At 71.6% G+C, this 26,465-nt stretch carries 19 protein-coding genes; 7 read left to right on the top strand and 12 right to left on the bottom strand.

The window, feature by feature from the left end; all coding sequences use genetic code 11:
• Positions 1 to 19: 19 nt before the first annotated feature.
• A complete protein-coding gene (locus tag MQP27_RS07595) occupies positions 20 to 1,471 on the bottom strand; it encodes a glycosyltransferase family 4 protein (RefSeq protein ID WP_242762601.1) in 1,452 nt (483 codons plus the stop codon).
• Between the two features lie 98 nt (positions 1,472 to 1,569).
• On the opposite strand from MQP27_RS07595, the gene wecB reads away from it, so the two are divergent.
• From wecB to MQP27_RS07575, 4 genes are read left to right on the top strand one after another with little or no spacing between them, the layout of a single operon-like run.
• Entirely contained in the window at positions 1,570 to 2,658 is a 1,089-nt protein-coding gene (gene wecB / locus MQP27_RS07590) for a non-hydrolyzing UDP-N-acetylglucosamine 2-epimerase (protein ID WP_242762599.1), read from the top strand.
• Complete coding sequence (locus tag MQP27_RS07585) at positions 2,651 to 3,295, top strand: class I SAM-dependent methyltransferase (RefSeq protein WP_242762597.1); 645 nt, start codon at positions 2,651 to 2,653, stop codon at positions 3,293 to 3,295. Before wecB ends, MQP27_RS07585 begins: the two co-directional genes overlap by 8 nt.
• Positions 3,295 to 5,115: a hypothetical protein gene (locus MQP27_RS07580; protein ID WP_242762596.1), complete on the top strand. Its 1,821-nt coding sequence runs from the start codon at positions 3,295 to 3,297 to the stop codon at positions 5,113 to 5,115. The genes MQP27_RS07585 and MQP27_RS07580 overlap by 1 nt, the downstream gene beginning before the upstream one ends.
• Positions 5,112 to 7,307 carry a glycosyltransferase gene (locus MQP27_RS07575; protein WP_242762592.1) on the top strand — a complete coding sequence of 732 codons (2,196 nt, stop codon included), beginning with the start codon at positions 5,112 to 5,114 and terminating at the stop codon, positions 7,305 to 7,307. Before MQP27_RS07580 ends, MQP27_RS07575 begins: the two co-directional genes overlap by 4 nt.
• A gap of 50 nt (positions 7,308 to 7,357) precedes the next feature.
• Here MQP27_RS07575 and MQP27_RS07570 read toward each other — a convergent pair whose 3' ends face one another.
• Entirely contained in the window at positions 7,358 to 8,698 is a 1,341-nt protein-coding gene (locus MQP27_RS07570; protein ID WP_242762589.1) for an MFS transporter, read from the bottom strand.
• Positions 8,699 to 8,826: 128 nt separating this feature from the next.
• A complete protein-coding gene (locus MQP27_RS07565) occupies positions 8,827 to 9,492 on the bottom strand; it encodes a TetR/AcrR family transcriptional regulator (RefSeq protein ID WP_242762586.1) in 666 nt (221 codons plus the stop codon).
• Positions 9,493 to 9,657: 165 nt separating this feature from the next.
• Between MQP27_RS07565 and MQP27_RS07560 the strand changes: the two genes are divergently transcribed.
• On the top strand, positions 9,658 to 10,533 hold the full coding sequence (locus MQP27_RS07560) for a shikimate dehydrogenase (protein WP_242762583.1): 876 nt from the start codon (positions 9,658 to 9,660) through the stop codon (positions 10,531 to 10,533).
• Between the two features lie 32 nt (positions 10,534 to 10,565).
• On the top strand, positions 10,566 to 12,362 hold the full coding sequence (locus MQP27_RS07555) for a bifunctional sugar phosphate isomerase/epimerase/4-hydroxyphenylpyruvate dioxygenase family protein (RefSeq protein WP_242762580.1): 1,797 nt from the start codon (positions 10,566 to 10,568) through the stop codon (positions 12,360 to 12,362).
• On the opposite strand, the gene MQP27_RS07550 is transcribed toward MQP27_RS07555, so the two are convergent.
• The 3 genes from MQP27_RS07550 to MQP27_RS07540 are packed head-to-tail and all read right to left on the bottom strand — an operon-like array spanning position 12,349 to position 18,096.
• Complete coding sequence (locus MQP27_RS07550; RefSeq protein ID WP_242762577.1) at positions 12,349 to 13,806, bottom strand: membrane-associated oxidoreductase; 1,458 nt, start codon at positions 13,804 to 13,806, stop codon at positions 12,349 to 12,351. The two genes, MQP27_RS07555 and MQP27_RS07550, sit on opposite strands and share 14 nt — an antisense overlap.
• 11 nt (positions 13,807 to 13,817) lie before the next feature.
• The gene (locus MQP27_RS07545) at positions 13,818 to 15,185 is read right to left on the bottom strand and encodes a hypothetical protein (RefSeq protein WP_242762575.1); all 1,368 of its coding nucleotides are present in this window, start codon (positions 15,183 to 15,185) and stop codon (positions 13,818 to 13,820) included.
• Positions 15,172 to 18,096, bottom strand: coding sequence for a peroxidase family protein (locus tag MQP27_RS07540; RefSeq protein ID WP_242762573.1), 2,925 nt, complete (start codon positions 18,094 to 18,096; stop codon positions 15,172 to 15,174). Before MQP27_RS07540 ends, MQP27_RS07545 begins: the two co-directional genes overlap by 14 nt.
• Before the next feature lie 333 nt (positions 18,097 to 18,429).
• On the opposite strand from MQP27_RS07540, the gene MQP27_RS07535 reads away from it, so the two are divergent.
• Positions 18,430 to 19,704, top strand: a complete 1,275-nt coding sequence (locus MQP27_RS07535; protein ID WP_242762570.1) for a lipase family protein — start codon at positions 18,430 to 18,432, stop codon at positions 19,702 to 19,704.
• Between the two features lie 19 nt (positions 19,705 to 19,723).
• Here the strand turns inward: MQP27_RS07535 and MQP27_RS07530 are convergent, their stop codons facing one another.
• Genes MQP27_RS07530 through tal form a run of 6 tightly spaced genes read right to left on the bottom strand, consistent with a single transcriptional unit; the run spans position 19,724 to position 26,458 of the window.
• Positions 19,724 to 20,317 carry a histidine phosphatase family protein gene (locus MQP27_RS07530; protein WP_242762567.1) on the bottom strand — a complete coding sequence of 198 codons (594 nt, stop codon included), beginning with the start codon at positions 20,315 to 20,317 and terminating at the stop codon, positions 19,724 to 19,726.
• Between the two features lie 6 nt (positions 20,318 to 20,323).
• On the bottom strand, positions 20,324 to 21,202 hold the full coding sequence (gene gnd / locus MQP27_RS07525; RefSeq protein WP_242762564.1) for a phosphogluconate dehydrogenase (NAD(+)-dependent, decarboxylating): 879 nt from the start codon (positions 21,200 to 21,202) through the stop codon (positions 20,324 to 20,326).
• Between the two features lies 1 nt (position 21,203).
• A complete protein-coding gene (pgi, locus tag MQP27_RS07520; RefSeq protein WP_242762552.1) occupies positions 21,204 to 22,856 on the bottom strand; it encodes a glucose-6-phosphate isomerase in 1,653 nt (550 codons plus the stop codon).
• The gene (opcA, locus tag MQP27_RS07515; protein ID WP_242762550.1) at positions 22,849 to 23,784 is read right to left on the bottom strand and encodes a glucose-6-phosphate dehydrogenase assembly protein OpcA; all 936 of its coding nucleotides are present in this window, start codon (positions 23,782 to 23,784) and stop codon (positions 22,849 to 22,851) included. The genes pgi and opcA overlap by 8 nt, the downstream gene beginning before the upstream one ends.
• Positions 23,781 to 25,316, bottom strand: coding sequence for a glucose-6-phosphate dehydrogenase (zwf, locus tag MQP27_RS07510; RefSeq protein WP_242762547.1), 1,536 nt, complete (start codon positions 25,314 to 25,316; stop codon positions 23,781 to 23,783). Before zwf ends, opcA begins: the two co-directional genes overlap by 4 nt.
• Entirely contained in the window at positions 25,313 to 26,458 is a 1,146-nt protein-coding gene (tal, locus tag MQP27_RS07505; RefSeq protein ID WP_242762537.1) for a transaldolase, read from the bottom strand. Before tal ends, zwf begins: the two co-directional genes overlap by 4 nt.
• Positions 26,459 to 26,465: the final 7 nt, after the last annotated feature.

The following is a 26,465-nucleotide window of genomic DNA, read 5'->3' as shown; positions in this document are numbered from 1 at the left end:
CTGGGTCTCGAATGAGGGACTAGGCGCATCCGAGGGCCCGATACGCCTCGCGGGTCGTAGCGGCGACCCGCTTCCAGGTTCGTTCACGCGCCACCAGCGCGCGGGCGGACGCTCCGCACTGGGTGCGCCGCTTTTGACTGTAAAGCAGTTTTTCGAGCCCATCTGCCCAGGCAAGGGACGATTCGGGAAGAATTAGCTGGCCGTTAACCTCCGGTTCGATCAGTTCTCTCATTGCGGTGAGATCACTACTGGCCACAGGAAGACCGCTCGCCATCGCTTCGACCGGCTTGAGAGGGGTCACCAGATGGCAGACGCGCTCGTCGGTGCGCGGCACCGCGAACACATCCAACACCGCGTGGAACTCCCGCACTTGGGCGTGCGGCACCCGTCCGGTGAACAGGGCGACACCGTGGCCGAGCCCCAGTCGTACGGCCGTCCGCTCCAGTTCCGCGCGCGCCGGACCGTCGCCCACGATCAGCAGCCGCAGCGGTACACCCCGGCGCCGCAGCTCGGCACCCGCATGGAGCAATGTGCCGATGCCCTCCAGCGGGGTGAGGCTGCTGACCGTGCCGACGACCAGCTCGTCCGGCGCGATCCCGAGCCGCGCCCGCACCGGCGCCCCGTCCGGCAGCGGGGCGAGGAACTCCTCGTCCACCGCGTTCGGCGAGATCAGCACCCGCTCCTCGGGCACCCCGCGCGACACGATCTCCGCCTTCATCGCCGCGCCCAGCGTCAGCACCAGGTCCGCCTCGCGCATGCAGTACGTCTCCAGCTCGCGCCGCGCCCGGTAGACCGCGTCGTCCGGGGACCGGCCCGGCGCCTGGGTCAGCCAGGTCTCCTCCAAGAAGCCCCGCACCTCGTACACCACGGGCAGCCCGTAGGCCTCCCGCAGGGCGAGCGCCACCCGCCCGTTGCCGTGATCGGTGGCCGCGTGCAGCACCGCCGGCCGCAGCCGCTCCACCAGCCGGCCGGCCAGTTCGGCGTTCAGGGCGAGCGCCGCGCCCTGCCCGTACGGCAGCGTCCGCGGCAGCAGCCGATGCTGCGGCACCCCGTCCACCAGCTGCAAGGGCCGCGCGTCCAGCACGCCCTGCGCCACCGGGAACCCGATCCGCGTCACCACATGCGCGTCCAGCCCCGCGGCCCGCTGCGCCTCGGCCAGCTTCTGCGTGCGCACGGTGTATCCGGCATGCTTGAACGGCAGCCCGTTGGTGACCAGATGCAGTACCCGCCCCAGCACCGGCCGGATCGCCCGGCCCACGGGCGCGGGCACCCGGGCGGCGGACGGAGTCGCGGTGGGTCCCGCGGTACGGGCCCGGCCGGCCAGCCGTCGCTCGACCGGCCGCACCCGCCGCCGCAACCGGGCGGGCAGCAGCCGTACGCCGAGCAGCGCGGCCCGCACCGGATCGTGCCGCACCTCACCCCAGGCGACGGAGGCGGCGAGCAGAAGGGCGCGAGGAAGGCGACGCGGCATGCGGCCACGGTAGGGCGCGACGGTGAACACGAGGGGAGCCGACACCGCGGTGATCGGGCGACCCGCCACAGCGAGAGGTACCTCGGAGGTGAGGCGGCATGACCGGCGGCGTGCTCCATGTGGTCGGGACCCGGCCCAACTTCGTCAAGGCCGCGCCGGTGATCGCCGCGCTGCGGACGGTCGGCTGCGAGCAGGTCCTCGTACACACCGGACAGCACTACGACGCCCGGCTCTCGGACGTCTTCTTCCGCCAGCTGGACCTGCCCGAACCGGACACCCACCTGGGCGTAGGTTCCGGCAGCCACGCCCGCCAGACCGCCGACCTGCTGGTCGCCCTGGAGACCGAACTGACCGCCCGCGCACCGGCGTTGACGGTCGTCTACGGCGACGTCAACTCCACCCTCGCCGCCGCGCTCGTCGCCGCCAAGCTCGGCATCCCGCTGGCCCACGTCGAGGCGGGCCTGCGCAGCTTCGACATGGCGATGCCGGAGGAGGTCAACCGGCGCCTCGTCGACCAGCTCGCCGAGCTGCTGTTCGCCACCAGCCCGGAGGCGGTCGGCCACCTCGCCCGCGAGGGCGTCGACCCCGGCCGCGTCCACTTCGTCGGCAACCCGATGATCGACACCCTCCTCACCCACCTGGACCGCCTCGACCCGGCCGCCGCCCGCGCCGCGCACGGCCTGCCCGAGCGCTACGGCGTCGTCACCCTGCACCGCCCCGCCAACGTCGACGACCCGGAGGCGGCCCGCGCCGCCGCCCGCGCCCTCACCGAGGCCGCCGCCCACCTCGACCTCGCCGTACCCCTCCACCCGCGCGGCGTCACGGCCCTGCGCACCGCCGGACTCGCCGACGCGCCCGGCGTCCACCTCCTCGAACCGCTCGGCTACCTCGAATTCATGAGCCTGGTCCGCGGCGCCGCCGCCGTCGTCACCGACTCCGGCGGAGTCCAGGAGGAGACCACCGTGCTCGGCGTCCCCTGTCTGACCCTGCGCACCACCACCGAACGCCCAATCACCGTCACCCACGGCACCAACCGCCTGGTCCGGCCGGAGGAGTTGGCGCCCGCACTGCACAAGGTGCTGGTCGGCGCCGCGAGCACACCCGCCGAAGGCCCGCCGCTGTGGGACGGGAAGTCCGGCCCGCGCATCGCCCGGGTGCTCACCCACTGGCTGGAGAGCCATGACTGACCAGCCGACCCGGGACCGCACCCGCGCCTACTGGGACACCCGGCACCGCGAACGCGACACCCTCGCGTCCGGCGGCCACATCGGCCTCGACCGCCCGGGCAACGAGATCTTCTACGCCCAGCGGCTGGGCACCCTCCTCACCCTGATCGGTGACCTGTCCAGCCCCGCCGCCCCGCTCTTCGTCCTCGACGCGGGCTGCGGCAAAGGGCACTTCGCCCGCGCCCTCGCCCGCTGCGGCCACCGCGTCGACGCCTTCGACGCCAGCCCCGAGGCCGTCGCGCAGGCCCGCGCCGAGGGCGGCGGCCCGCGCTACGACCTCGCCGCGCTCGCCGACTTCCGCAGCCCGTGGCCGTACGACATCGTGCTGTGCGTGGACGTCCTGTTCCACGTCCTGGACGACGCCGAGTGGTCGGCCGCCCTGCGCAACCTCGTCTCCCTGGTCCGCGTCACCGGCCGCCTGATCGTCACCGACGAGGAAGGCCCCGGCCGCACCCCACGCGGCGACTACATACTGCACCGCCCAACCGACGCCTACCGCACGGAGCTTGAGCCCCTCGGCCTCACCCACACCCTCTTCCGGCCGTACGGCTTCCGCGAGAACCTGGTCGGCTTCCACGTCTTCACGAGGACCCGCTGATGCGCCTCACCGATCTGCTCCGCCCCCACCTGGACGGCGTCACCACCGTCGTGGACACCACGGCGGGCGGCGGCCTCCGCCTCACGCCCTACCTGCACCTGCCGACGGGGGTGGAGCTGCGCGAGGACGATGAACAGCCGGTCGGCGAGGGCGAGTTGGTGCTGCTGACCTACGGCCCCGACCCCGCCCTGCACGGCGACGAGGAGCGCTGCCGCCGCACCCTGGAGCGGCTGCGGCCCGGCGGACGCGGGCTGCTCCTCTTCGGCCACCGCCCGGCCGAACTGCCCTACCACGCCCTCCTCGACGACCTGGTGACCCACCGCTGCCAGGTCCTGCGCGCCGCCGCCCTCGACTACGCCCATCTGCACGCGGGCGCCGTCTTCGCCCGCACGGACGAACTCCTGCCGCTCCACGACTGGTTCGGCCGACCGGTCCCCTCGGACGGCCTCGCCACCGCGCTGCGGATCGCCGACGAGTACGTGCTGTCCGACTTCGTCTCCCGGGCCGTACGGGCCCGCGCCCTCGACCTGGAACGCACCGCCGAGGAAGCCGCCCGCGCCCTCGACGCGGCCCGCGACGACTCCACCGCCGAGCGACTGGCCGCCGCCGTACGGGAGAAGGAACAGCTGGCCGCCGCCCTGCGCGCTGCCCGCGACCGGGTCGGGGTGCTGGAGGCGCGGGTGGCGATGCTGGAGGGCTCGACGTCGCTGCGGGTCGGGCGGGCACTGGTCGCCGCCGCGCGCTCGCCGCGGCGCGGCGCGGTCCGGCTGCCGGGGGAGCTGTACGGCCTGTGGCGCGGGCGGCGCCGGGCACCGGTGTCCCGGGCGGCAGGTGCCGCAAAGCCGGGACCGGAGCCTGCGGCCGCCGTCGTCGCGGACGACCGGCTGCACCTCGCCCACCGCGCCCTGACCTCCACGCCCCGGGACCGGCTCGTCCTCGCCGGCGTGCTCACCGACCGCACCGCCGAGGACTTCGCGGCCGACGCCGTCGTCAACCGGCTGCTGCCGCACGACGGACGCCTCCTGGTCGAGCGCACCGACCCGGACGCCGTGGTCGTGCAGCTCGCCGCCTGCGCGGGGGAGAGCGGCCCGTGGTCGCTCGCGGGCACGGGACTCGCCCCCGACCTCGACCGGAAGCTGGCCGAACTCATCGCCGAGGCACGGGCGTCGGGCCGCGCGACCGTCCTGTGGCGGGACGCCCCCGCGTCGGCCGCACCCGGCCTCGCCCAGTTCGCCTGGGACGCCGTCCTGGACATGGACACCGGCGTACGGCTCTCCCGGCTCGACCCCGCCGAGGACGGCCGGGAGCTGCTGCGGGAGGCCTTCCGCCAGGAGAGCACCCGGGTCCGCCTCGCCGAGCTCGCACGGCTCACCGGCGCCCCGGACCTGCTCGCCCAGCGGCGAATCTCCGTCGTCGCGGCCCCGCGTGACGCCGCCGAGGTGGCCGAGCTGACGGCGCAGGTGCTCGGACAGCTCCACCGCCCGGCCGAGGTGGTCGTGCCCGACCCGGCCGGGCTCGGCGAGCTGGAGGCCGCCGGCGTCGAACTCCGCCAGGGGCAGCCCACCGCGCCCTGGGTCGCCGACTGGACGGACCTCGCCGAGGAACGCCCGGACACCCTGCTCCTCGACCTGATGTGCGCTCAGGAGTACTCCGGCGCCGACGCGTTGGGCCCCGGCCCGGCCGACGAGGACCACACCTTCGTACCCACCGTGCGTCCGCTGCTCGTCCGGCGGTCGCTGTTCCTCTCCGGTCTGCCGCCCGAGAGCTGGTCCGGGCGCGGCCACCGCCTGTTCGCCGTACGCGGGAAGGAGCCGGCATGACCCGCACGATCAAGGCGCTCGTCTACGGCGACGTCGACCTCAACCTCATCGACGGCTCCGCCGTGTGGGCCCAGTCCACCGTGCAGGCGCTGTCGCTCGCGGGATGCGAGACCCGGCTGGTGCTCAAGTCACCCGTGCGCACGGGGCGGTTGGTCGATCCGCTGGCCGGGCTGCCCGGTGTCACGGTGGTACGGCCGTACGAGGAGCGGCTCGTCGCCGGGCAGGGGACGCGTCCGCTGTCGCCGGCGCAGGCCGCGCAGCTGCTCGCCCGGCTGGACGCGGACGAACCCTGCGATCTGCTGGTGCTGCGCGGCCGGCGGCTGGTCACCCGGGTGGTGGCCGACGGCGCCTTCGACGGGCGGATCTGGGCCTACCTCACCGACATCCCGCAGTCGGCCACCGAGATGACCGAGGAAGCACGCGAGGAGCTCAGTCGTATCGCCGCCGCCTCGCGTCAACTCCTCTGCCAGACCGAGGAGTTGCGCTGCTTCCTGGAGAGCTGGGTGCCAGAGGCCTGTGGGCGGGCCGTGCTCTGCCCGCCGTCCGTACCCGAGCCGGCCTTCCCGGTGCCGGAGCAGGACCGCCCGCACGAACCCCTACGGCTCGTCTACACCGGCAAGTTCGCGCCACGCTGGAACACCCTGCCCATGACCCGGCTGCCCGAACTGCTCGCCGAACAGGGCGTCCGGGCCGAACTCCACACCGTCGGCGACAAGATCCACGACGACCCGGCGCACCCCGACTTCAAGGAGGCCATGACACAGGCCCTGCGCGGCGCCCCCGGCATTCACCACCACGGCGGACAGCCCCGCGAGCAGGCCATGCGCATCGCCGCCGAATGCGACCTCGGCCTCGGCTGGCGCGACCCCGTCCTCGACGCCAGCCTCGAACTCTCCACCAAGGTCCTGGAGTTCGGCGCCCTCGGCCTGCCCGTCGTCCTCAACCGCACCCCCGCCCACGAGGCGCTCCTCGGCGCCGACTATCCGCTCTACGTCCCCGGACGGGCCGACCTCGCGGACGCCGCCGAGGCCGTGGCCCGCGCCGCGCGCGAACCGGAGGCGCGGCACCTGGCCGCCGACCGCTGCCGGCAGGCGGCCCGCCGCTACACCCTGGACAGCGCGGCGGCCCGCTGGCGCGGTCACCTGGACCGGGCCTTCCCCTCCGCACCCGCCTCGGTGACCGGCCGCTCCCGTCCGCTGCGGGTCGGTGTCGCCGGACACGACCTGAAGTTCCTCACCCGGCTCCTCGACCACTTCCGAGCGCTGCCCGGCCTCGACGTACGGCTCGACACCTGGTCCGCGCTCGCCCGCCACGACCCCGTCGCCAGCCGTGAACTCGCCGACTGGGCCGATGTGGTGGTCGTCGAGTGGTGCGGGCCCGCCGCCGTCTGGTACAGCCGCCACAAGCGGCGCGGCAGCCGGTTCGTCGTACGGCTGCACCGCTTCGAACTCGACGCCGAGTGGCCGCGCCAAGTCGACATCGACGCCGTCGACCGGGTGGTGTGCGTCAGCCCCTACTACAAGCGGCGGGCCCTCGACGTCACCGGCTGGCCGGACGCCAAGGTCACCGTCGTCCCCAACTGGGTCGACACCGAACAGCTCGACCGGCCCAAGGCACCCGGCGCCCGCTTCCGGCTCGGCATGATCGGCATCGCGCCCAGCCGCAAACGCCTCGACCTCGGCCTCGACGTCCTGGAGAAGCTGCGCGCCCACGACCGCCGCTGGCAGCTGTCGGTGAAGTCGAAGCCGCCGTGGGAGTACTGGTGGATCTGGAACAAGCCCGAGGAGCGCGAGCACTACGACGCGATCCTGCGCCGCATGCAGAACGCGCCGCTGCTCGAAGGGGCCGTCGTCTTCGACCAGTTCGGCCCGGACGTGGCGAACTGGCTACGGCGGATCGGCCACGTCCTGTCCACCAGCGACGACGAGAGCTTCCACCTCGCCCCGGCCGAGGGGATGGCCTCCGGGGCCGTACCGGCGCTGCTGCCGTGGCCCGGGGCGGACGAGATCTACGACCGGCGGTGGATCCACGAGACCCCGGAGGCCATGGCGGAGGCGATCGCCTCCCTGGTCGACACCGAGGGCGGCTGGGAGGCGGCCGGCGAGGTGGCGCGGGGGCAGGTGCGGGAGGGGTTTGCGTTGGAGCGGGTGGCGGAGGCCTGGACGGGGCTGCTGACGGACAGTGGTATGTGACATAGCACTGACGGGTCGTCAGTGCTATGTCACATACCACAGCAGGATGGTCAGGCCGTCACCGTCTCCGGCTGCGCCGCCCCCCGCCCCACCCCCTCCCCCAGCCGCTCCGTCGGCACCATGTGGGTCTCGCGGGCCGAGAGGGCGGCGATCACCGGCGGGACGCACAGCGCCGCGGTGAACAGGGCCACCGAGAACCAGTCGTCGCCGTCCGGCCCAGCGATCTGCGCGGCGAAGGTGACCGCGAAACCGGCCACGGCGAAGCCGATCTGCGTGCCGATCGCCATGCCGGACAGCCGCACCCGGGTCGAGAACATCTCGCCGTAGAAGGACGGCCAGACACCGTTCGCGGCGCTGTAGACGACACCGAAGGCGACGATGCCCAGGATCAGGGTCAGCGGGTAGCTGCCCGTGGAGACCGCCCAGAGGTACAGGAACATGGTGACCGCGCTGCCGACCGCGCCGATCAGGTACACCGGGCGGCGTCCGATGCGGTCCGACAGCGTGGCCCACGCGGGGATCGCGCCGAGGGCGACCAGGTTGGCGAGCGCCCCCACCCACAGCATCGAGGAGCGGGACATGCCGACGGAGTCGCTGGTCGCGTAGGCCAGCGCCCACACCGTGAAGATCGTGGAGACCGAGGCGATCAGCGCGCCCCCGATCACCCGCAGTACATCCGCCCAGTGCTCGCGCAACAGCACCGCCAGCGGCAGCTTCACGACCCCCTCGGAGGCCGCCTGCTGGGCGAAGACCGGCGTCTCCGCCAGCTTGCGGCGGATGAGGTAACCGGCGACGGCGACCGCGACGCTCGCCCAGAAGGGGACCCGCCAGCCCCAGGACAGCAGCTGGTCGTCGGGGAGCTGGGCCACCGCCAGGAAGACCAGGGTGGCGATGAGCTGGCCGCCCTGGGTGCCGCTGAGCGTGAAGCTGGTGAAGAAGCCGCGTCGGTGAGGCGGCGCGTGTTCCAGCGTCATGGAGTTCGCGCTGGCCTGCTCGCCGGCCGCGGAGATGCCCTGCAGCACCCGGCACGCCACCAGCAGCACCGGCGCCAGGCCGCCGACCTGGGCCCGCGTGGGCAGACAGCCGATCAGGAACGTCGACAGGCCCATCAGGATCAGCGTGAAGACCATGATCTTCTTGCGGCCGACCTTGTCGCCGAAGTGCCCGAGGAAGAGCGCCCCGACCGGCCGGGCCGCGTACGCGACACCGAACGTGGCCAGCGACAGCAGGGTCGCGGTGGCCGGGTCGGACTCGTCGAAGAAGACCTTCGGGAAGATCAGCGCGGCCGCGCTGCCGTAGATGAAGAAGTCGTAGTACTCCAGGGCGCTGCCGATCCAGGCGGCGGCGGCCGCCTTTTTCGGCTGCCCGACGGCTTCGGCGGGGACGGACACGGCTCGCTCCATTCGGTGGGGAGTCCGGGGGAGCTATCCAGTTAATTAACTCACTGGATAGTTAGTAGCGGTTGCCCACGGATGTTGCGCCCACGTTTCCCGGCTGTCAAGAGGTCCGGACGTACGGCTCAGTGGGTGGACCGCTCCGCCGTCAGATAGGCGATCACCATGTCTCCCAGCATGGCCCGGTAGTGCTCCCGCTGCTCGGGGGCGACCAGGTCGCGGCCGAACAGGGCGCCGAAGGTGTGCCGGTTGGCGACCCGGAAGAAGCAGAAGGAGCTGATCATCGCGTGCAGGTCGACGGCGTCGACGTCGGCCGTGAACAGGCCGGACTCCTGTCCGGCGGCCAGGATGCGGCGGATCACGTCGAGCGCGGGGGAGCCGATCCGGCCGAGCTTCTCGGAGCCGGCGATGTGCTCCGCGCCGTGGATGTTCTCGATGCTGACCAGGCGGATGAAGTCGGGGTGCTGCTCATGGTGGTCGAAGGTCAGCTCGGCCAGGCGCCGGATCGCGGCGACCGGGTCCAGGTGCTCGACGTCCAGCTTCTGCTCGGCCTCGCGGATCACCGTGTACGCCCGCTCCAGCACCGCCGTGAACAGCTGCTCCTTGCCGCCGAAGTAGTAGTAGATCATCCGCTTGGTGGTACGGGTGCGGGCGGCGATCTCGTCGACGCGGGCGCCGTCGTAGCCGAGCCGTGCGAACTCCTGGGTGGCCACGTCGAGGATCTCGGCCTGGGTGCGGGCGGCATCGCGGATCCGCCCGTTCGGTCGTGCCGGTTCGTCGACGCTGGTCATCGGGTTCCTTCGGGAGTGCCGCCAGTGCCGCCGATTCTAGAAGGCGGGCCGGACGCCGCCCGCGGGGTCTTCCCCGAGTGACCGCAGGGTCTTCCCTGAGTGGCCGCACGCTGATATAGCTAACGTACTAGTTCGTACATTAGCGATGCCGATCAGGAGGGCCCCGTGGCCAAGGACTCGTATCTCGTCGGACTGATCGGTTCCGGAATCGGCCCGTCGCTCAGCCCGGCGCTGCACGAGCGGGAGGCGGACCGGCAGGGGCTGCGCTGTCTGTACCGGCTGATCGACATCGACACGCTCGGCGTGCCGCCGGCGGCCGTGGGTGACCTGGTGCGGGCCGCGCGGGACCTGGGCTTCGACGGGCTGAACATCACGCACCCCTGCAAGCAGCTGGTCATCGAGCACCTCGACGGGCTCGCTCCGCAGGCCGAGGCGCTGGGCGCGGTCAACACGGTGGTCTTCGAGGGCGGGCGGGCGATCGGTCACAACACGGACGTGACCGGGTTCGCCGCGTCGTTCGCGCGCGGGCTGCCGGACGTTCCGCTGGAACGGGTCGTGCAGCTGGGCGCGGGCGGAGCGGGGGCGGCGGTCGCCCATGCCACGCTGACGCTCGGAGCCGGGCGGGTCACGGTCGTCGACGCGCTGGCGGACCGGGCGGCGGAGCTGGCGGCGGCCCTGAACCGGCACTTCGGCGCGGGGCGCGCCGACGCGGCGACGCCGGACCGGCTGGCGCAGCTGCTTGCGCGGGCCGACGGGGTGGTGCATGCGACGCCGACCGGCATGGCCGCCCACCCGGGCCTGCCCTTCGCCGCGGAACTGCTGCACCCCGGGCTGTGGGTGGCCGAGGTGGTCTACCGGCCGCTGGAGACGGAGCTGTTGCGGACCGCCCGTGCGCTTGGCTGCGCCACGTTGGACGGGGGCGGGATGGCCGTGTTCCAGGCCGCGGACGCTTTCCGGCTGTTCACCGGACAGGAACCCGACGCCGCCCGGATGCTCGCCGACATCGCCGAACTGGCCGGTGCCGTAGGGGCCCAGAAGTAGTCCCGGACGTCTCCGGAAGAAGAGGTACCGACATGCGTACGTCCATCGCCACCGTCTCCCTCAGCGGCTCCCTGACCGAGAAGCTCACGGCCGCCTCGCGGGCCGGCTTCGACGGCGTCGAGATCTTCGAGAACGACCTGCTGGCCAGCCCCCTCACTCCCGAGGAGATACGGGAGCGCTGTGCCGACCTCGGGCTCACCGTCGACCTCTACCAGCCGATGCGGGACATCGAGGCCGTGCCCGAGGAGGAGTTCCGGCGGAACCTGCGGCGGGCCCGGCACAAGTTCGAGCTGATGCGGCGGCTCGGGGCGGACACGGTGCTCGTGTGCTCCAGCGTCCATCCGCTCGCGATCGACGACGACGCACTCGCCGCCGAGCAGCTCAGCCGACTCGCCGACCTGGCGCGGGAGTCCGGGATCCGGGTGGCCTACGAGGCGCTCGCCTGGGGACGGCACGTCAGTACGTACGACCATGCCTGGCACATCGTCGAGAGCGCCGGGCATCCGGCCCTGGGCACCTGCCTCGACAGCTTCCACATTCTCTCCCGCGGGTCCGACCCCAAGGGCATCGAGGACATCCCCGGCGAGAAGATCTTCTTCCTGCAGCTCGCGGACGCGCCGCTGCTCGCCATGGACGTGCTCCAGTGGAGCAGGCACTACCGGTGCTTCCCCGGGCAGGGCGGATTCGACGTCGCCGGGCTCGTCGGGCACGTGCTGCGCGCGGGGTACGACGGTCCGCTCTCCCTCGAAGTCTTCAACGACGTCTTCCGGCAGGCCGAGGCGGGCCCCACCGCCGTGGACGCCCACCGCTCCCTCCTGGTGCTCCAAGAGGCCCTGGGAGTCGCCGAGTTGCCCGCTCCCGTCGTCCCCACCGGCGTCGCCTTCGCCGAGTTGGTCACACCGGACGCCGAGCCGGTCGCCGAGGTGCTCGGCGCGCTGGGCTTCGCCCGCACCGCACGGCACCGGAGCAAGCCGGTCGACCTCTGGCAGGCGGGGGAGGCCCGGATCCTCGTCAACACCGGCCCGGCCGCCCGGCGCGACGGCACCGGCCTCGCCGCGATCGGCCTGGAGTCACCCGACCCGGCCGGCGCCGCCCGCCGCGCCGAGGCCCTGCTCGCACCGGTGCTGCCGCGGCGCCGGGCGAGCGAGGACGCCCCGCTGGACGCGGTCGCCGCCCCCGACGGCACGGAGCTGTTCTTCTGCGCCACCGACCGCCCCGAACTGCCCAGCTGGCGCGCCGACTTCGAGGACACCGGACAGGAGCCGCAGGCCGCGGGCGTCCGGCGCATCGACCATCTCGCCCTGGTCCAGCCCTGGCACCAGTTCGACGAGGCGACCCTGTTCCACCGTGCCGTCCTGGGCCTGGCCGCGCAGGAGAGCGTGGACGTCGCCGACCCGTACGGTCTGCTGCGCAGCCGCGCCGTGACCAGCGCCGACGGCGGTGTCCGCATCGCCCTGTCGGTCGGCGCCGCACCGGCCGACGACACGGTCCACGCCCAGCACATCGCCCTCGCCACGGACGACGTGGTCGCGGCGGCCCGGCGGCTTCGGGAGGCGGGCGGACCGCTGCTGCCGATGCCGGCCAACTACTACGACGACCTCGCCGCCCGATTCGACTTCGCCGACGGCGAGTTGGCGACGTACCGCGAACTCGGCATCCTCTACGACCGTGACGCGTACGGGGAGTTCCGGCACTGCTACACGCGGACCGTCGGCCGCGTCTTCTTCGAACTCGTGCAGCGCGACGGCGGCTACCGGGGTTACGGCGCCCAGAACGCGCCCGTCCGGCTGGCCGCCCAGCACGCGGCCCGGCGGCTCACTGACGGCTGACCGTCCTGGTCACGCCGGTGACGACGGTGGTGGCCAGGATCCAGCCGGTGATGATGAGGCCGTAGGAGAGGTACTGGTACCAGCCGTCCGGCGCGAAGGCCTCCTCCTGGCCGAAGGAGATCACCGGCAGGAGCAGGTCGAGGGTGTAGAAGACCGGGTTGAAGTGCGGGGCCTCCGACGGCTTGAGGGCGTGCGGGTGGTGCAGGGCGTACGCGGTCGAGCCGACGGCGAGCAGGGACAGCAGCCAGACCGCCGCGCGCAGCGGGTGGAAGCCGTAGCCGACGGTGACGTCCTGGACGTAGCCCCACAGGCGGCCGTACCAGGCTCGGGTGGTGCGCAGGCGGCGCTGCTTGGCGAGTTGGACGCGCCGGGCCGCGTAGTCGTCGCCGATGCGGCGGTAGGCGGCGGTCAGCTGCTCGTAGGAGTGGGGTTCGTAGCGCGGGTCCCGCTCCAGCATGTGCAGGCGGCGTTCGGCGGGTTCGTGCGGGGTGAGCGTGGTGTAGGTGAGGTCGCTGAGGAAGACCTTGTCCGGGAGCATCTCCGGGTCCAGGTACAGGACTTCGAGGTGGGCGCGGCGCAGGTTGAGGACACCGTCGAGGACGCCTCTGAGCAGCCACAGCTCACCGACCGTGCAGCTGCTCACCCGCAGTGCAGTGCCCTCCGGGTTCGACAGGTGCGCGCGGGTCAGGTCGAAACGGGCCGGTACGCGGGAGCCGCGGAGGTCGACGCGACCTCGGGCGCGCACGAACCTCATCCGCAGGTCGGAGCCCGTGTCGAAGCTCAGGGCACTGATGGCGGTGGAGCCCGGGTTGTGGAACTGGGCCTCCTCCAGGTTCACCGCGCCGGTGACGGCGGCCCCGTCGAGCCGCACCTGGCCGTGCGACCGCATCCCCGGGGCCCACAGGTCGTCGCCGATCGCGGCGTGGTTGAGCTGGAGCACCGGCTCCGAGTCGTCCGGCGCGGACAGATGCGTCCGATCCATGAAGAGGGCCCCGGCGATGTGCGCCCCGCCCAGCCGCACCGGCCCTTGGATCCGGGCATCCGTCAGCCGCAGCACGCCCTCCACTCGCACCGTGGCCGCCGTCAGCCCCGGCAGCACGGAGTTGCTGAGGTTGAGCTGCCGGAACCTGGCGCCGTACAGCATCGGCACCTCGTCGAAGTGGCAGTGGCTCAGCCGCACCGCGGACTCCGTCGCGCCGTACGGCATGTCGAGCAGGCCGGTGATCCGTGCGCCCGACACCTTGAGCGCGGCTATCTCCCCCGGCTCCCGCGGCCCGTTCAGCAGCAGGGCGCGCACCACGCTCGCCCGGACCGTCCGTTCGGGCCCCCAGTGCGCGCCCTCCGCCATGTCCTCGTCGGCCGACTCGCGGAAGTCGACCGACACCCCCGTCGGAAACGCTCGCCACACGCGCTGCTCGGCCGGCGTCAGATCGCTGATCTCCACAGAGCGGGACTCTAATCCCACAACTCCCGGTGCCGCCGGTGGGTCTCGGTCAGCCCGTGCACGAAGTACCGCTCGTAGTACTCGCGTTCCACGTGGTGGGCCTGGAGCCAGATGCCCGGGACGTGGATCGCGTCGGTGTGCGCGGGGAAGCGGCGGTGGGTGCGGATGACGTACTCGCAGATGTCGCGGGCGCAGTCGATCACCCGCTCCTCGTACTCACTGGCCTCCGCGAGATAGCGTTGCCCGTAGTCCTCCTTGTAGATACGGGTGAAGACGTCCTTGTCGGTGTAGGTCCCGCCGGTGCCGAACTTCGCGGCGATCACCGAATCGACCGCGTCCGACATGGACTTGTGGGCGGGCGGGCACGCGGCGGCGATGAGCTGCTCGCCGTCCTTCGACGTCAGCCCGACCGGGTGCGAGCGCAGGGTCGCGTACTTCGGCAGCGGGACGTGCCAGCGCCAGATGTCCGAGGGGCGCCAGCGCGGGGTGACGAAGGTGAAGCCGAGCATCCTGCCGTACGCCTTCGAGAACTTCGGGTCGCCCAGGGCGATCTGAGGGTTGATCGACGCGTGGATCCAGGCGCCGAGTCCCATCGCCTCCGCCGTCAGCATCAGGTTCTGCAGCAGCAGGTCCGCCTCGATCTGCGTGCGCATCGGGCCCAGTGCGCCGAGCGGGAGCTTCAGGGCGGCGTTGAGGAAGCCGTTGCGCACCCACTTCCTGACCCCGGCGGGGCGGTAGAAGTTGCGGTCGTCCACCAACGTCGGCCGGGCGCCGTCCGGTTGGGTGAGGAGGTACATCAGCGCGTTGATGTACTGGTGGGACAGGTCGACCACCGGGAAGAACACCGTCGTCCCGGCGAGGTTCGACAGGAAGCGGTTGGAGTCCAGGTACGCGGGGAAGTCCCGCTTGTTCTGCGGCACGTCGAGACGGTGGTCCAGGACCCTCACCTTGGCCTGCGCGGCACGGGACACCAACGTCTCGGCGCTGAAGGGCTCTCGAGGCGCCGGCGGCAGCTTGCGCAGGTAGTACGTACCGCTGTCGTTGATCATGAAGAAGTGGGTGCCCTGGGCGTTGTCGGGGCTGCCCGCGGTGCGGCCCGCCATCGTCAGGTTGGGCTTGGCCATGATGGGCGTGCCGTCGCGCGGGTCCTCGAAGGGGCGGTCCGGCATGGTCAGGCCCGTGCAGCCGGTGATGGCGATCAGCACCGCCTCCTCCAGCTCCGACAGCGGCTGCTCGGCGTGTGTGGAGCGGTAGCTCATCGACCCGGCCGGCACCGAGGCGCCCCGGCTGACGCGGTGGGTGCGCCGGTGCCAGACCGTGTCGAGCAGGGGCCGGCCGAACAGGTCGGCCAGCCCCGGGTGCCCGTCAACCGTGGTCATTCACGCCCCCGTTCACGTTCCCGTTCACGACCCCGTTCACGTTCCCGTCCGTGTTCCCGTCGCTCGTCGGCCGCACCGTCCGCCAGGGCGCGAACGCGCTCGCCCCGCGCGGCAGCAGCGCCGCCAGCTCCGGGCAGTGCCGCAGGATCACCGAGTCCATGCCGCCCTTCTCCACCCAGTCGATGCCGAGCGGGGTGTACACCTCGGGCCGGTAGTCGACGTTGAGGAAGCGGTCGGACTGGAGGCGCCGGCTCGCCATCAGGATGAAGATCCGGAACGCCGTGTCGCTGAACCCGAACCCGGTCGGCGGGTTCTCCCCGAACAGGCCGACGACCGTGTCGATCTCGTCGACCGAGCGGTAGACGTCCTTGAGGCGGGCCAGCGTCTCGGCGTTCTCCGTCAGCTCCTCGAAGGAGCGGATGCGCTGCTTGTGCAGCCCCTCGCGGAAGTCGTTGTAGCGCGGGACGCCACGACGGCGGGTGCGCACGAGGTCCACCACCGACAGGTCGATGATCTCCCCGTCGCGCTCGAACCGCTGAAGTGCGCGCGGGTAGTTGTGCAGGGTGATCGCGCCCGGGTGGGCGATGCCGAAGGAGTACAGGGTGTTCGCCAGGCCCGTCTTGCGGATCTGGGTCTCGGCCGCGCCGCCCTGGATGTCCATGAAGCCCACCGTCTCCAGGCGCTGCCCGAAGTGGTGCTCGCGCAGCTCGAAGTCGTCCGGGACCAGCGGGTGCATGCGGTAGACGGTGACAAAGTCCTCCGTCAGCGAGTACGGAGCGGTGTGGTGGTCCGGCAGGGTCTTCGGGATGCCGGTCAGCGAGTGCGCCTCAAGCAGCCACAGGCCCAGCTGGTTGAGCCAATTCTTCGGCGGGCCCTGCCAGTTGGTCTTCAGGGCGATGTCGATCGCCTCGGTGGCGAGGATGGCCGGTGTCCACTCCACGGTGTGGATCTTGGCGATCAGCGCGGAGACCACCAGCCGGGCCGTCTGGTAGATCCGCTCCTCGCTCATCGTCGGGTACTCCGCGCGCAGTGCCGCGCACACCGCGTTGTGCTCGCGGGCGAACAGCGTGTGCATGGCGCTCAGGCCCATCCACCAGCTCTCGTTGAAGCCCGTGAGCGGAATGTGCCCGTTGCTGCCGCCGGGCAAGTGGCCGTCCTCCAGGCGGAGTTCGGCCCGGCCGTCGGCCTCCCGCAGGAAGCGCGCGGTCTGCTCGTCCTCGCCGTACACCTCCGAACCGTCCCACCAGTGCGAGGCGTTGTTGCCGAACAGGATCGGCGGGCGGCCCGGCACCTCGATGCCCTCGTTCTCCGCGAACCGCATCACGTTCTCGCCGGGCCCGCCGGGCGTGTTGTGCCAGGGCCCGCTGCCGGGCGGCAGCGGCACCTCGACACTGCGCTCGCCGGGCTTGTGACGGCGGTGGTTGACCCAGTCGTGCACCTGGAACTGGATCCAGGCCGCGGCGAGGACGTTGAGCGAGGACGCCGGCACGAAGCTCTCCCGGTACAGGAGCTGTCGGCTGACCGTGACCGGGTTCGGGGTGTCGAAGAGGTCGGGCCGGTACTCCGGCTTGAGGTTGCGCCCGAAGGCCGCGCCGACCGCGCCCATTCGCGGCTCCGACAGATCGTTGTACGTCCCGTCGTACGACCGCTCGCCGCGCAGCCGCTCCGGGATCGGCGCCGGCACCGGCTGGGCCTTCGGCGGTGCCTCGCGCGGCTCGGTGTCGATCAAGTTCAGGCGGCGCAGCACCTTGCGCAGGAACACCAGGTTCAGCAGGCTCAGCTGCAACGGCAGCCGGTGCCAGGGGACATAGCGGTTGAGGATGGCGAAGGCCGCCTCGACCGGACGGCCGAGGACGCGGTTGCGCAGCGGCTCCTCGGTGACGAAGCGCAGCCCCAGCCGGTGCGCGCTCGCCGCCTGGTAGGCCGCCTTGCGGGCCCGGTTGATGTTGCCGAGCGGGCGGAACTCGTCCGTGGTGTACCAGGGGTTGAAGGCGAGGTCCTCGACGCGGCGGGCGGTCGCCCGCGTCTCCGCGCTGTCGAGGTCCTGACTCGGAATGGTCAGCCGGGCCACCGCGATCGCCGGTGAGACCCCGTCCCGCCACTCCACTGAGGCGTCCTCGACCGGCGTGCGCCGCTCGTCGACGTACCGCTGCACGCACAGGTCGTAGCTGACGTCCGTCCGCGCGAGCCGGTGCGCGAACTCCCGGTGCAGCAGATCCGGGTCGCGGCGGTCGGCGGAGGGCGCGGCCGGGGTGCCGGGCGCGGGCCGGAGCAGGAACCGCACCGGCCCCGCCTCGCCCCACAGGATCGCGCCCCGGCTCCAGAAGGTCTCGTTGGCGAGGGAGTCGACGGTGTGCCGGGTGGCTGCCCGGACATTGCGGCGCATCCGGTTCGCGGTGCCGAGGCCCACGGCCAGCGGCAGCTTCACGAACAGCCCGAAAGCCTTCCGCACCGGACTCCTCGCCCCCGCCATCGCCTTGGCGAAGGCCACGAACTCCCGCGCGTTGCGGGCGTGCGAGACGGGATAGCTCGTGGCGAGCAGGTCGTGGCTCTCCTCCTCCGACACCCGCACGCGCACCGCCGCCCCGCGCAGGTCCGGCGAGCCGTCGCCCTGCCGGATGCCGCTCGCGTTGGACAGCCGTACCGTCGCCGGATACTCGGCGCCCGGCTGGGCGAAGCCCGCCCGCAGGGCCGCCGGGAGGTCGTCGTGGAAGCGCAGCCGGGCGTTCTCCACCGCCACCGGCGCCTTGGCGTGAAAGGTCCGGGCGATGCCACCGCCTCCGGCCCGCCGGTTCTTGACCTGTACCTTCATCAGTTCGGCGGCCAGCTGCTCGAACACCAGCCGCTCCGCCTCGGGACTGCCGCCCTCGTACCGCTCGTACTGCGGTTCTTGCTGCCCGGTCTCGGCCATCGGTGGTTTCCTCACGTACGGACACATCACGGATACGTACGGGACAGGGGCCGCACGCTACCCGTGGCCCCCGGCGCCCGCAGCGATGGTTCGCGCCGATCTGCGCCACCTTGCGCCCCATGCGAACAATTGCACGCAGAGCGGCATTTGGGCACGTCAGTAGGGCCCGTGCGGGTGTGGCGACCTCCCGTGTGCGCCTCGCGTGCGCCCCCGCTTCCCAGCAACCCCATCCGGCCGCCCCCGGTATGGCCGGGGAACGACGCCTGCTCGGTTGACGGCCCGCGGCGGCGGTGGTGTGCTCACCACCCGCCGACGTCCCGGGGGAGGTCCCACATGAGGGACACATACGTCAAGGGGCCCAGCTACACCGCGCTGCGCCCGTGCAAGCCGGACACCGACCCGAGCAGCTTCCCGGTCCACCCCGACCTGGTGGACCGGCTCGTCGAGGACAAGCACCAGCCCGACCCGGACGGGATCGTCCCGCACACCATGGCGACCTGTGCGGCCTACTCGTACGCCGGATTCGAGCAGCACAGCGACGTGGAGACCGTCTCCATGATCATGGCGCGGCTCGGCCTGGAGGAGAACCGCTGCCGGGCCTTCGAGCAGCGCGTGGACGCCCTGTACATCGCCTCGGCCGCCTATCTGGTCCAGGACCGGGACCGCAGGGTCGTCATCCTCTGCTACCGCGGCACCCAGCCCGAGGACATCATCAGCATCCTCACCGACGCCGACGTACGCCCGGAGACGCTCACCGTCGAGCTGGAGGGCCACCATCACGAGGTGCACGCCGGCTTCTACCGCAACGTCCGCGCCACCCGCCACCTCATCGTCCAGGCCCTGGAGCGGGCCCTGCGCGGCGAGTCGGTCGACCCCGACGAGGAGGGCACCCGCGGCACCGGCCTGGAGGCCCTCTACATCACCGGGCACAGCCTGGGCGCCGCGATGGCCGCGATCATGGCCGTCACCCTCGTCCACGAGCCCCGCTACCGGCACATCGCCGAGAAGCTCAAGGGCGTCTACACCTTCGGCCAGCCCATGGTCGGCGGCCCCGACCTCGCGAGGGCCTGCGAGGAGACGCCGGGCCCGCACGGCACGTATGTGCTGCGCGACCGGCTGATCCGCTACATCTTCGACCGCGACGTCGTCCCGGCGCTGCCGCCCCGCCCGGTCGGCCCCTACGCCCCCTTCGGCCGCGAGTTCCACTACCGCAGGCGCCACGGCCTGACCGACGCCGCCCTCACCTTCGCCGCCGACTCGGCGATCGAGGGCCTGACCCTGCCCAGCGACGTTCTGCGCACGGCCGTGAGCCGCGACTGGGGCGGCCTGCTGGCCCGGGTCACGGGAGGGGTACGGCGTTCGGTACGGCCCCTGGCGCGCGCCCGCGAGGAAGGCTGGACGGAGGTCACCGAACCGGGCCTGCACTACCCCCAGATGGACTCGCTCGCGGGCCTCGCCGTGGTCGCCCCGCTGGCGTTCTTCGCGACCCGCCTCGCGCTGACCCGCACGATCCCGTTCAAGTACTCCTTCGACGACCACGGCCCGGGCCACTACGTCAACGCGCTTGCTCCACCAGGGGTGTTGAGCGAGTTCGGGGACGTGTTGTAGCCCGGGCCGGCTGCGAGGCCTACGCCCTGCTGTTCCATTCGGCGATGACCGGGCGCCCGTGCTCGGTCGACAGCCGGCTGACCGTGCCGGTGGACAGCTGGAACAGCCGTCCGTCGGCGGGCGGCAGCCCCAGCCGGCGGGCCGTCAGGACGCGCAGGAAGTGGGCGTGGGCGACGAGGATCACGTCACCCGTGCGGTTGGCGAGCGCCGCGTCGACCCGGGCCAGCACCCGGTCGGCCCGCTCGCCCACCTCGGCCGGCGACTCGCCCGGGTGGCCCTCGGTGCCCGGCGGGACGCCGTGCAGCCACAGGTCCCAGTTCGGGCGGGTGCGGTGGATCTCGACGGTGGTGACGCCCTCGTAGGCGCCGTAGTCCCACTCGTGCAGGTCGGGTTCGACGACGGCCCCGGCGATGCCCGCGAGTTCGGCGGTGCGTATCGCGCGGCCGAGCGGGCTGGTCAGGGCGAGCGCGTAGGTCCGCTGCGAGAGGAGGGGAGCGAGCGACTTGGCCTGCTGCTCACCGTGGTCGGTGAGGGGCAGGTCGGTCCAGCTGGTGTGCTGTCCCGACACGCTCCACTCCGTCTCGCCGTGGCGGACCAGGAGTAGGTCCCCCACGGTTCGCTACTCCTTGGACTCGACGGCGTGGCCGCCGAACTGGTTGCGCAGCGCCGCGATCATCTTCATCTGCGGCGAGTCGTCCTGGCGGGACGCGAACCGTGCGAAGAGGGAGGCGGTGATCGTGGGCAGCGGGACGGCGTTGTCGATGGCCGCCTCGACGGTCCAGCGGCCCTCGCCGGAGTCCTGCGCGAAGCCCTTCAGCTTGTCCAGGTGCTCGTCCTCGTCGAGGGCGTTGACCGCGAGGTCCAGCAGCCAGGAGCGGATGACCGTGCCCTCCTGCCAGGAGCGGAAGACCTCGCGGACGCTGTCCACCGAGTCGACCTTCTCCAGCAGCTCCCAGCCCTCGGCGTAGGCCTGCATCATGGCGTACTCGATGCCGTTGTGGACCATCTTCGAGAAGTGCCCGGCGCCGACCCTGCCCGCGTGGACATAGCCGTACGGGCCTTCCGGCTTGAGCGCGTCGAAGATCGGCTGGAGCCGGTCGACGTGCTCCTTGTCGCCGCCGACCATCAGCGCGTAGCCGTTCTGCAGGCCCCACACACCGCCGGAGACACCGGCGTCGACGAAGCCGATGCCCTTGGCGCCGAGCTCCTCGGCGTGCTTCTCGTCGTCCGTCCAGCGGGAGTTGCCGCCGTCGACGACCGTGTCGCCGGGGGAGAGGAGTCCGCCCAGCTCGTCCACGACCGACTGGGTGGCGGCGCCCGCCGGGACCATCACCCACACCACGCGCGGCGCTTCGAGCTTGTCGACCAGTTCGGCGAGGCTCGCCGCGTCGGAGAGGTCGGGGTTGCGGTCGTAGCCGATGACGGTGTGGCCGGCGCGGCGGATCCGCTCGCGCATGTTGCCGCCCATCTTGCCGAGACCGATGAGACCGAGCTGCATTTCAGTTGCCTTCCTTGAGCTCGCGGTAAGCGGCCACGAGTGCTGCGGTGGAGGGGTCGAGGCCGGGGACGTCCGCGCCCTCGGTGAGGGCGGGTTCAACGCGCTTGGCGAGCACCTTGCCGAGCTCGACGCCCCACTGGTCGAAGGAGTCGATGTTCCAGACGGCGCCCTGCACGAACACCTTGTGCTCGTAGAGGGCGATCAGCTGGCCGAGGACCGACGGGGTCAGCTCGCGGGCCAGGATCGTGGTGGTGGGGTGGTTGCCCAGGAAGGTGCGGTGCGGCACCTGCTCCTCGGGCACGCCCTCCGCGCGCACCTCGTCGGCGGTCTTGCCGAAGGCCAGCGCCTGGCCCTGCGCGAACAGGTTGGCCATCAACAGGTCGTGCTGCGCCCTGAGTTCGTCACTGAGCTCGGGCACGGGACGCGCGAAGCCGATCAGGTCCGCCGGGATGAGCCGGGTGCCCTGGTGGATCAACTGGTAGTAGGCGTGCTGCCCGTTGGTGCCGGGCGTGCCCCACACCACCGGACCGGTCTCCCAGCCCACCACGTGCCCGTCGCGGTCCACCGACTTGCCGTTGGACTCCATGTCCAGCTGCTGCAGATACGCGGTGAACTTGGACAGGTAGTGGCTGTAGGGCAGCACCGCGTGCGACTCGGCGCCGAAGAAGTTGCCGTACCAGATGCCCAACAGGCCCAGGATCAGCGGGGCGTTGGACTCGGCCGGCGCGGTCCTGAAGTGCTCGTCGACGATGCGGAAACCGTCGAGCAGCTCGCGGAAGCGGTCCGGGCCGATGGCGATCATCAGGGAGAGGCCGATCGCCGAGTCGAAGGAGTAGCGTCCGCCCACCCAGTCCCAGAACTCGAACATGTTGTCCGGGTCGATGCCGAACTCCGTGACCTTGCCGGCGTTCGTCGACAGCGCGACGAAGTGCCTGGCGACCGCCTTGTCGTCACCGTCGAAGGCCCTGAGCAGCCAGGAGCGGGCCGAGGTGGCGTTGGTGATCGTCTCGATCGTGGTGAAGGTCTTGGACGCGACGATGAACAGCGTCTCCGCCGGGTCCAGGTCGCGGGTGGCCTCGTGCAGGTCGGAACCGTCGACGTTCGAGACGAAGCGGAACGTCAACTCCCGTGCCGAGAAGGTGCGCAGCGCCTCGTACGCCATCGCCGGACCGAGATCGGAGCCGCCGATGCCGATGTTCACGACGTTCTTGATTCGCTTGCCGGTGTGCCCGGTCCAGGCACCGGAGCGGACCCGGTCGGCGAAGTCGCTCATCCGGTCGAGGACCGCGTGCACCTTGGGAACGACGTTCTCGCCGTCGACCTCGACCACCGCGTCCCGGGGCGCGCGCAGCGCGGTGTGCAGCACCGCCCGGTTCTCGGTGACGTTGATCTTGTCGCCGCGGAACATGGTGTCCCGCAGCCCGAACACGTCGGTGGCGGTGGCCAGTTCCCGCAGCAGGGCGAGGGTCTCGTCGTTGACCAGGTGCTTGGAGTAGTCGATGCGCAGATCACCGACGCGCACGACGTACCGCTCGGCGCGGGAGGGATCCGCGTCGAACAGCTCACGCAGCCGCGGCCGCTGCAGCACGTCCGCACGGTGGTCCTCCAGCGCCGTCCACTCGGGACGGTTGGTGAGCCGGGGAGAGTCAGACATGGGAGGGCGTCTCCTTGGTGCCTTCGCCCCGCAGGGCGACGGCGTACATCTCGTCGGCGTCGAGGCGGCGCAGCTCCTCGGCGATGAGTTCGGAGGTGGTGCGGACCTTCAGGGCGAGGGTGCGGGAGGGCTGGCCCGGCAGGGAGAGCGTGGCCAGCGGGCCCTCGGGGCGGTCGATGACGACCTCGCCGTCGGCCGTGCCGAGGCGGACCGCGGTCACCACCGGGCCTCCCGTGACCACGCGGTCGATCTTCACCTTGAGCCGCGCCTCCAGCCAGCGCGCGAGCAGCTCGGCGGCCGGGTTCTCGGCCTCGGCCTCCACGGCACCGGAGATGATCTGCGCCCGGGCCTGGTCCAGGGCCGCCGCCAGCATCGAGCGCCAGGGCGTCAGCCGGGTCCAGGCGAGGTCGGTGTCGCCGGGCGCGTAGGAGCGGACCCGGGTCTCCAGCGTCTCCAGGGGGTTCTCGACCGCGTACAGGTCGGTGATCCTGCGCTGCGCGAGCGCGCCCAGCGGGTCCTTCGACGGCACCTCGGGCGCGTCCACCGGCCACCACACCACGACCGGCGCGTCCGGCAGCAGCAGCGGCAGGACCACCGAGTCGGCGTGGTCGGACACCTCGCCGTAGGTGCGCAGGATGACCGTCTCGCCGGTGCCCGCGTCGGCGCCGACCCGCACCTCGGCGTCCAGCTTGGAGGCCATGCGGTCGCGCGGGGTGCGGGCGTGCCGCTTGATGACGACCAGGGTGCGCGAGGGGTGCTCGTGCGAGGCCTCCTCGGCCGCCTTGATCGCGTCGTACGCGTTCTCCTCGTCCGTGACGATGACCATCGTCAGGACCATGCCCACGGCAGGCGTGCCGATGGCGCGGCGACCCTGCACCAGCGCCTTGTTGATCTTGCTTGCCGTGGTGTCGGTCAGGTCGATCTTCATGGCCTGCGCCAGCTCCGTCCGTCTCGTGCGAGCATCTCGTCGGCTTCCCCGGGTCCCCAGCTCCCCGAGGGGTACTGCGCCGGCTTGCCGTTCTTCGCCCAGTACTCCTCGATCGGGTCGAGGATCTTCCAGGACTCTTCCACTTCCTGGTGACGGGGGAAAAGGTTGGCGTCGCCGAGCAGTACGTCCAGGATGAGCCGCTCGTACGCCTCCGGGCTGGACTCCGTGAAGGACTCGCCGTAGGCGAAGTCCATCGACACGTCCCGGATCTCCATCGAGGTGCCCGGCACCTTGGACCCGAAGCGGACCGTCATGCCCTCGTCGGGCTGGACGCGGATGACGATCGCGTTCTGGCCGAGCTCCTCCGTGGCGGTGGAGTCGAAGGGCGAGTGCGGGGCCCTCTTGAAGACGACCGCGATCTCGGTGACCCGGCGGCCCAGGCGCTTTCCGGTGCGCAGGTAGAAGGGGATGCCCGCCCAGCGGCGGTTGTCCACCTCCAGCTTGATGGCCGCGTAGGTGTCGGTCTTCGAGTTCGGGTCGATGCCGTCCTCCTGCAGATAGCCGGGGACCTTCTCGCCGCCCTGCCAGCCCTCCGCGTACTGCGCGAGAACCGTGTGCTCGCCGAGCTTCTCCGGCGGCCGCACCGACTTGAGGACCTTGAGCTTCTCGGTCAGCAGCGACTCGGCGTCGAAGGCGATGGGCTCCTCCATCGCGGTGAGCGCCATCAGCTGGAGGAGGTGGTTCTGGATGACGTCACGGGCGGCGCCGATGCCGTCGTAGTAGCCGGCCCGGCCGCCGATGCCGATGTCCTCGGCCATGGTGATCTGCACGTGGTCGACGTACGAGCGGTTCCAGATGGGCTCGTACATCTGGTTGGCGAAGCGCAGCGCCAGGATGTTCTGGACGGTCTCCTTGCCGAGGTAGTGGTCGATGCGGAACACCTGGTCCGGCTCGAACACGTCGTGCACCAGCGCGTTCAGCTCGCGCGCGCTCGCCAGGTCGCGGCCGAACGGCTTCTCGATGACCGCGCGCCGCCAGGAACCCTCGGGCGCGTTCGCCAGGCCGTGCTTCTTCAGCTGCTGGACGACCTTGGGGAAGAACTTCGGCGGTACGGAGAGGTAGAAGGCGAAGTTGCCGCCGGTGCCGCGGGAGGAGTCCAGCTCCTCGACGGCCGACTTCAGCTGCTTGAACGCCGTGTCGTCGTCGAAGTCGCCCGGGATGAACCGCATGCCCTCGGCGAGCTGCTGCCACACCTCCTCGCGGAACTCGGTGCGCGCGTGGTCGCGGACGGAGTCGTGCACGACCTGCGCGAAGTCCTGGTCCTCCCAGTCCCGGCGGGCGAACCCGACGAGCGAGAAGCCCGGCGGGAGCATGCCGCGGTTGGCGAGGTCGTAGACGGCCGGCATCAGCTTCTTGCGGGACAGGTCGCCGGTGACGCCGAAGATGACGAGTCCGGACGGTCCGGCGATGCGGGGCAGCCGCCGGTCGCGCTCGTCACGCAGCGGGTTCGTCCAGTCGGAGACGATGGTCATTCCGCGTCAACTCCCTTGCTGTCCAGGGACTTCGTGACGGCGTCCAGCAGGTCCTGCCAGGCCGTCTCGAACTTGGCCACGCCCTCGTCCTCCAGCTGCTGCACGACCTCGTCGTAGGAGATCCCGAGGGTCTCCACGGCGGCCAGGTCGGCGCGGGCCTGCGCGTAGCCGCCGGTCACCGTGTCGCCGGTGATCTCGCCGTGGTCGGCGGTGGCGTTCAGGGTGGCCTCCGGCATGGTGTTGACGGTGCCGGGCGCGACCAGTTCGTCGACGTACAGGGTGTCCTTGTACGCGGGGTCCTTCACACCGGTCGAGGCCCACAGCGGGCGCTGCTTGTTGGCCTTGGAGCCCGAGAGGGCGGTCCAGCGGGCGGACGCGAAGACCTCCTCGAAGGCCTCGTACGCGAGGCGGGCGTTGGCGAGCGCGGCCTTGCCCTTGAGCGCGAGGGCCTGGTCGGTGCCCAGCACGGTCAGCCGCTTGTCGATCTCGGAGTCGACGCGGGAGACGAAGAAGGAGGCCACGGAGTGGATGGTGGCGAGGTCGAGCCCCTTGGCGGCGGCCTTCTCCAGGCCGGCCAGGTAGGCGTCCATGACCTCGCGGTAGCGCTCCAGGGAGAAGATCAGCGTGACGTTGACGCTGATGCCCTGGCCGATGACCTCGGTGATGGCGGGCAGGCCCGCCTTGGTCGCCGGGATCTTGATCATGACGTTCGGGCGGTCCACGAGCCAGGCCAGCTGGCGGGCCTCGGCGACGGTGGCCGCCGTGTTGTGGGCGAGGCGCGGGTCGACCTCGATGGAGACCCGTCCGTCCCGGCCGCCCGTCGCGTCGTACACGGGCCGCAGGATGTCGGCGGCGGCGCGGACGTCGGCGGTGGTCATCATCCGTACGGCCTCGTCGACCGTCACGCCGCGCACGGCCAGGTCGGCGAGTTGCTCCTCGTAACCCTCACCGGAGCCGATGGCGGCCTGGAAGATGGAGGGGTTGGTGGTCACGCCCACCACGTTCTTGTTCTCCACGAGTGCGGCGAGGTTGCCGGACTCGATCCGCCTGCGCGACAGGTCGTCCAGCCAGATGGAGACGCCTTCGTCGCTGAGGCGCTTGAGTGCTCCCGCGGACGCGGTTGCTTCGGTCACAGTGATCATCTTCTTT

The sequence above is a fragment of the Streptomyces cylindrosporus genome (genome assembly GCF_022698165.1).
In the GTDB taxonomy this organism is placed as follows: domain Bacteria; phylum Actinomycetota; class Actinomycetes; order Streptomycetales; family Streptomycetaceae; genus Streptomyces; species Streptomyces cylindrosporus.
The sequence above is the reverse complement of the archived record's forward strand: the minus strand, read 5'-3'. Positions and strand labels throughout refer to the sequence as shown.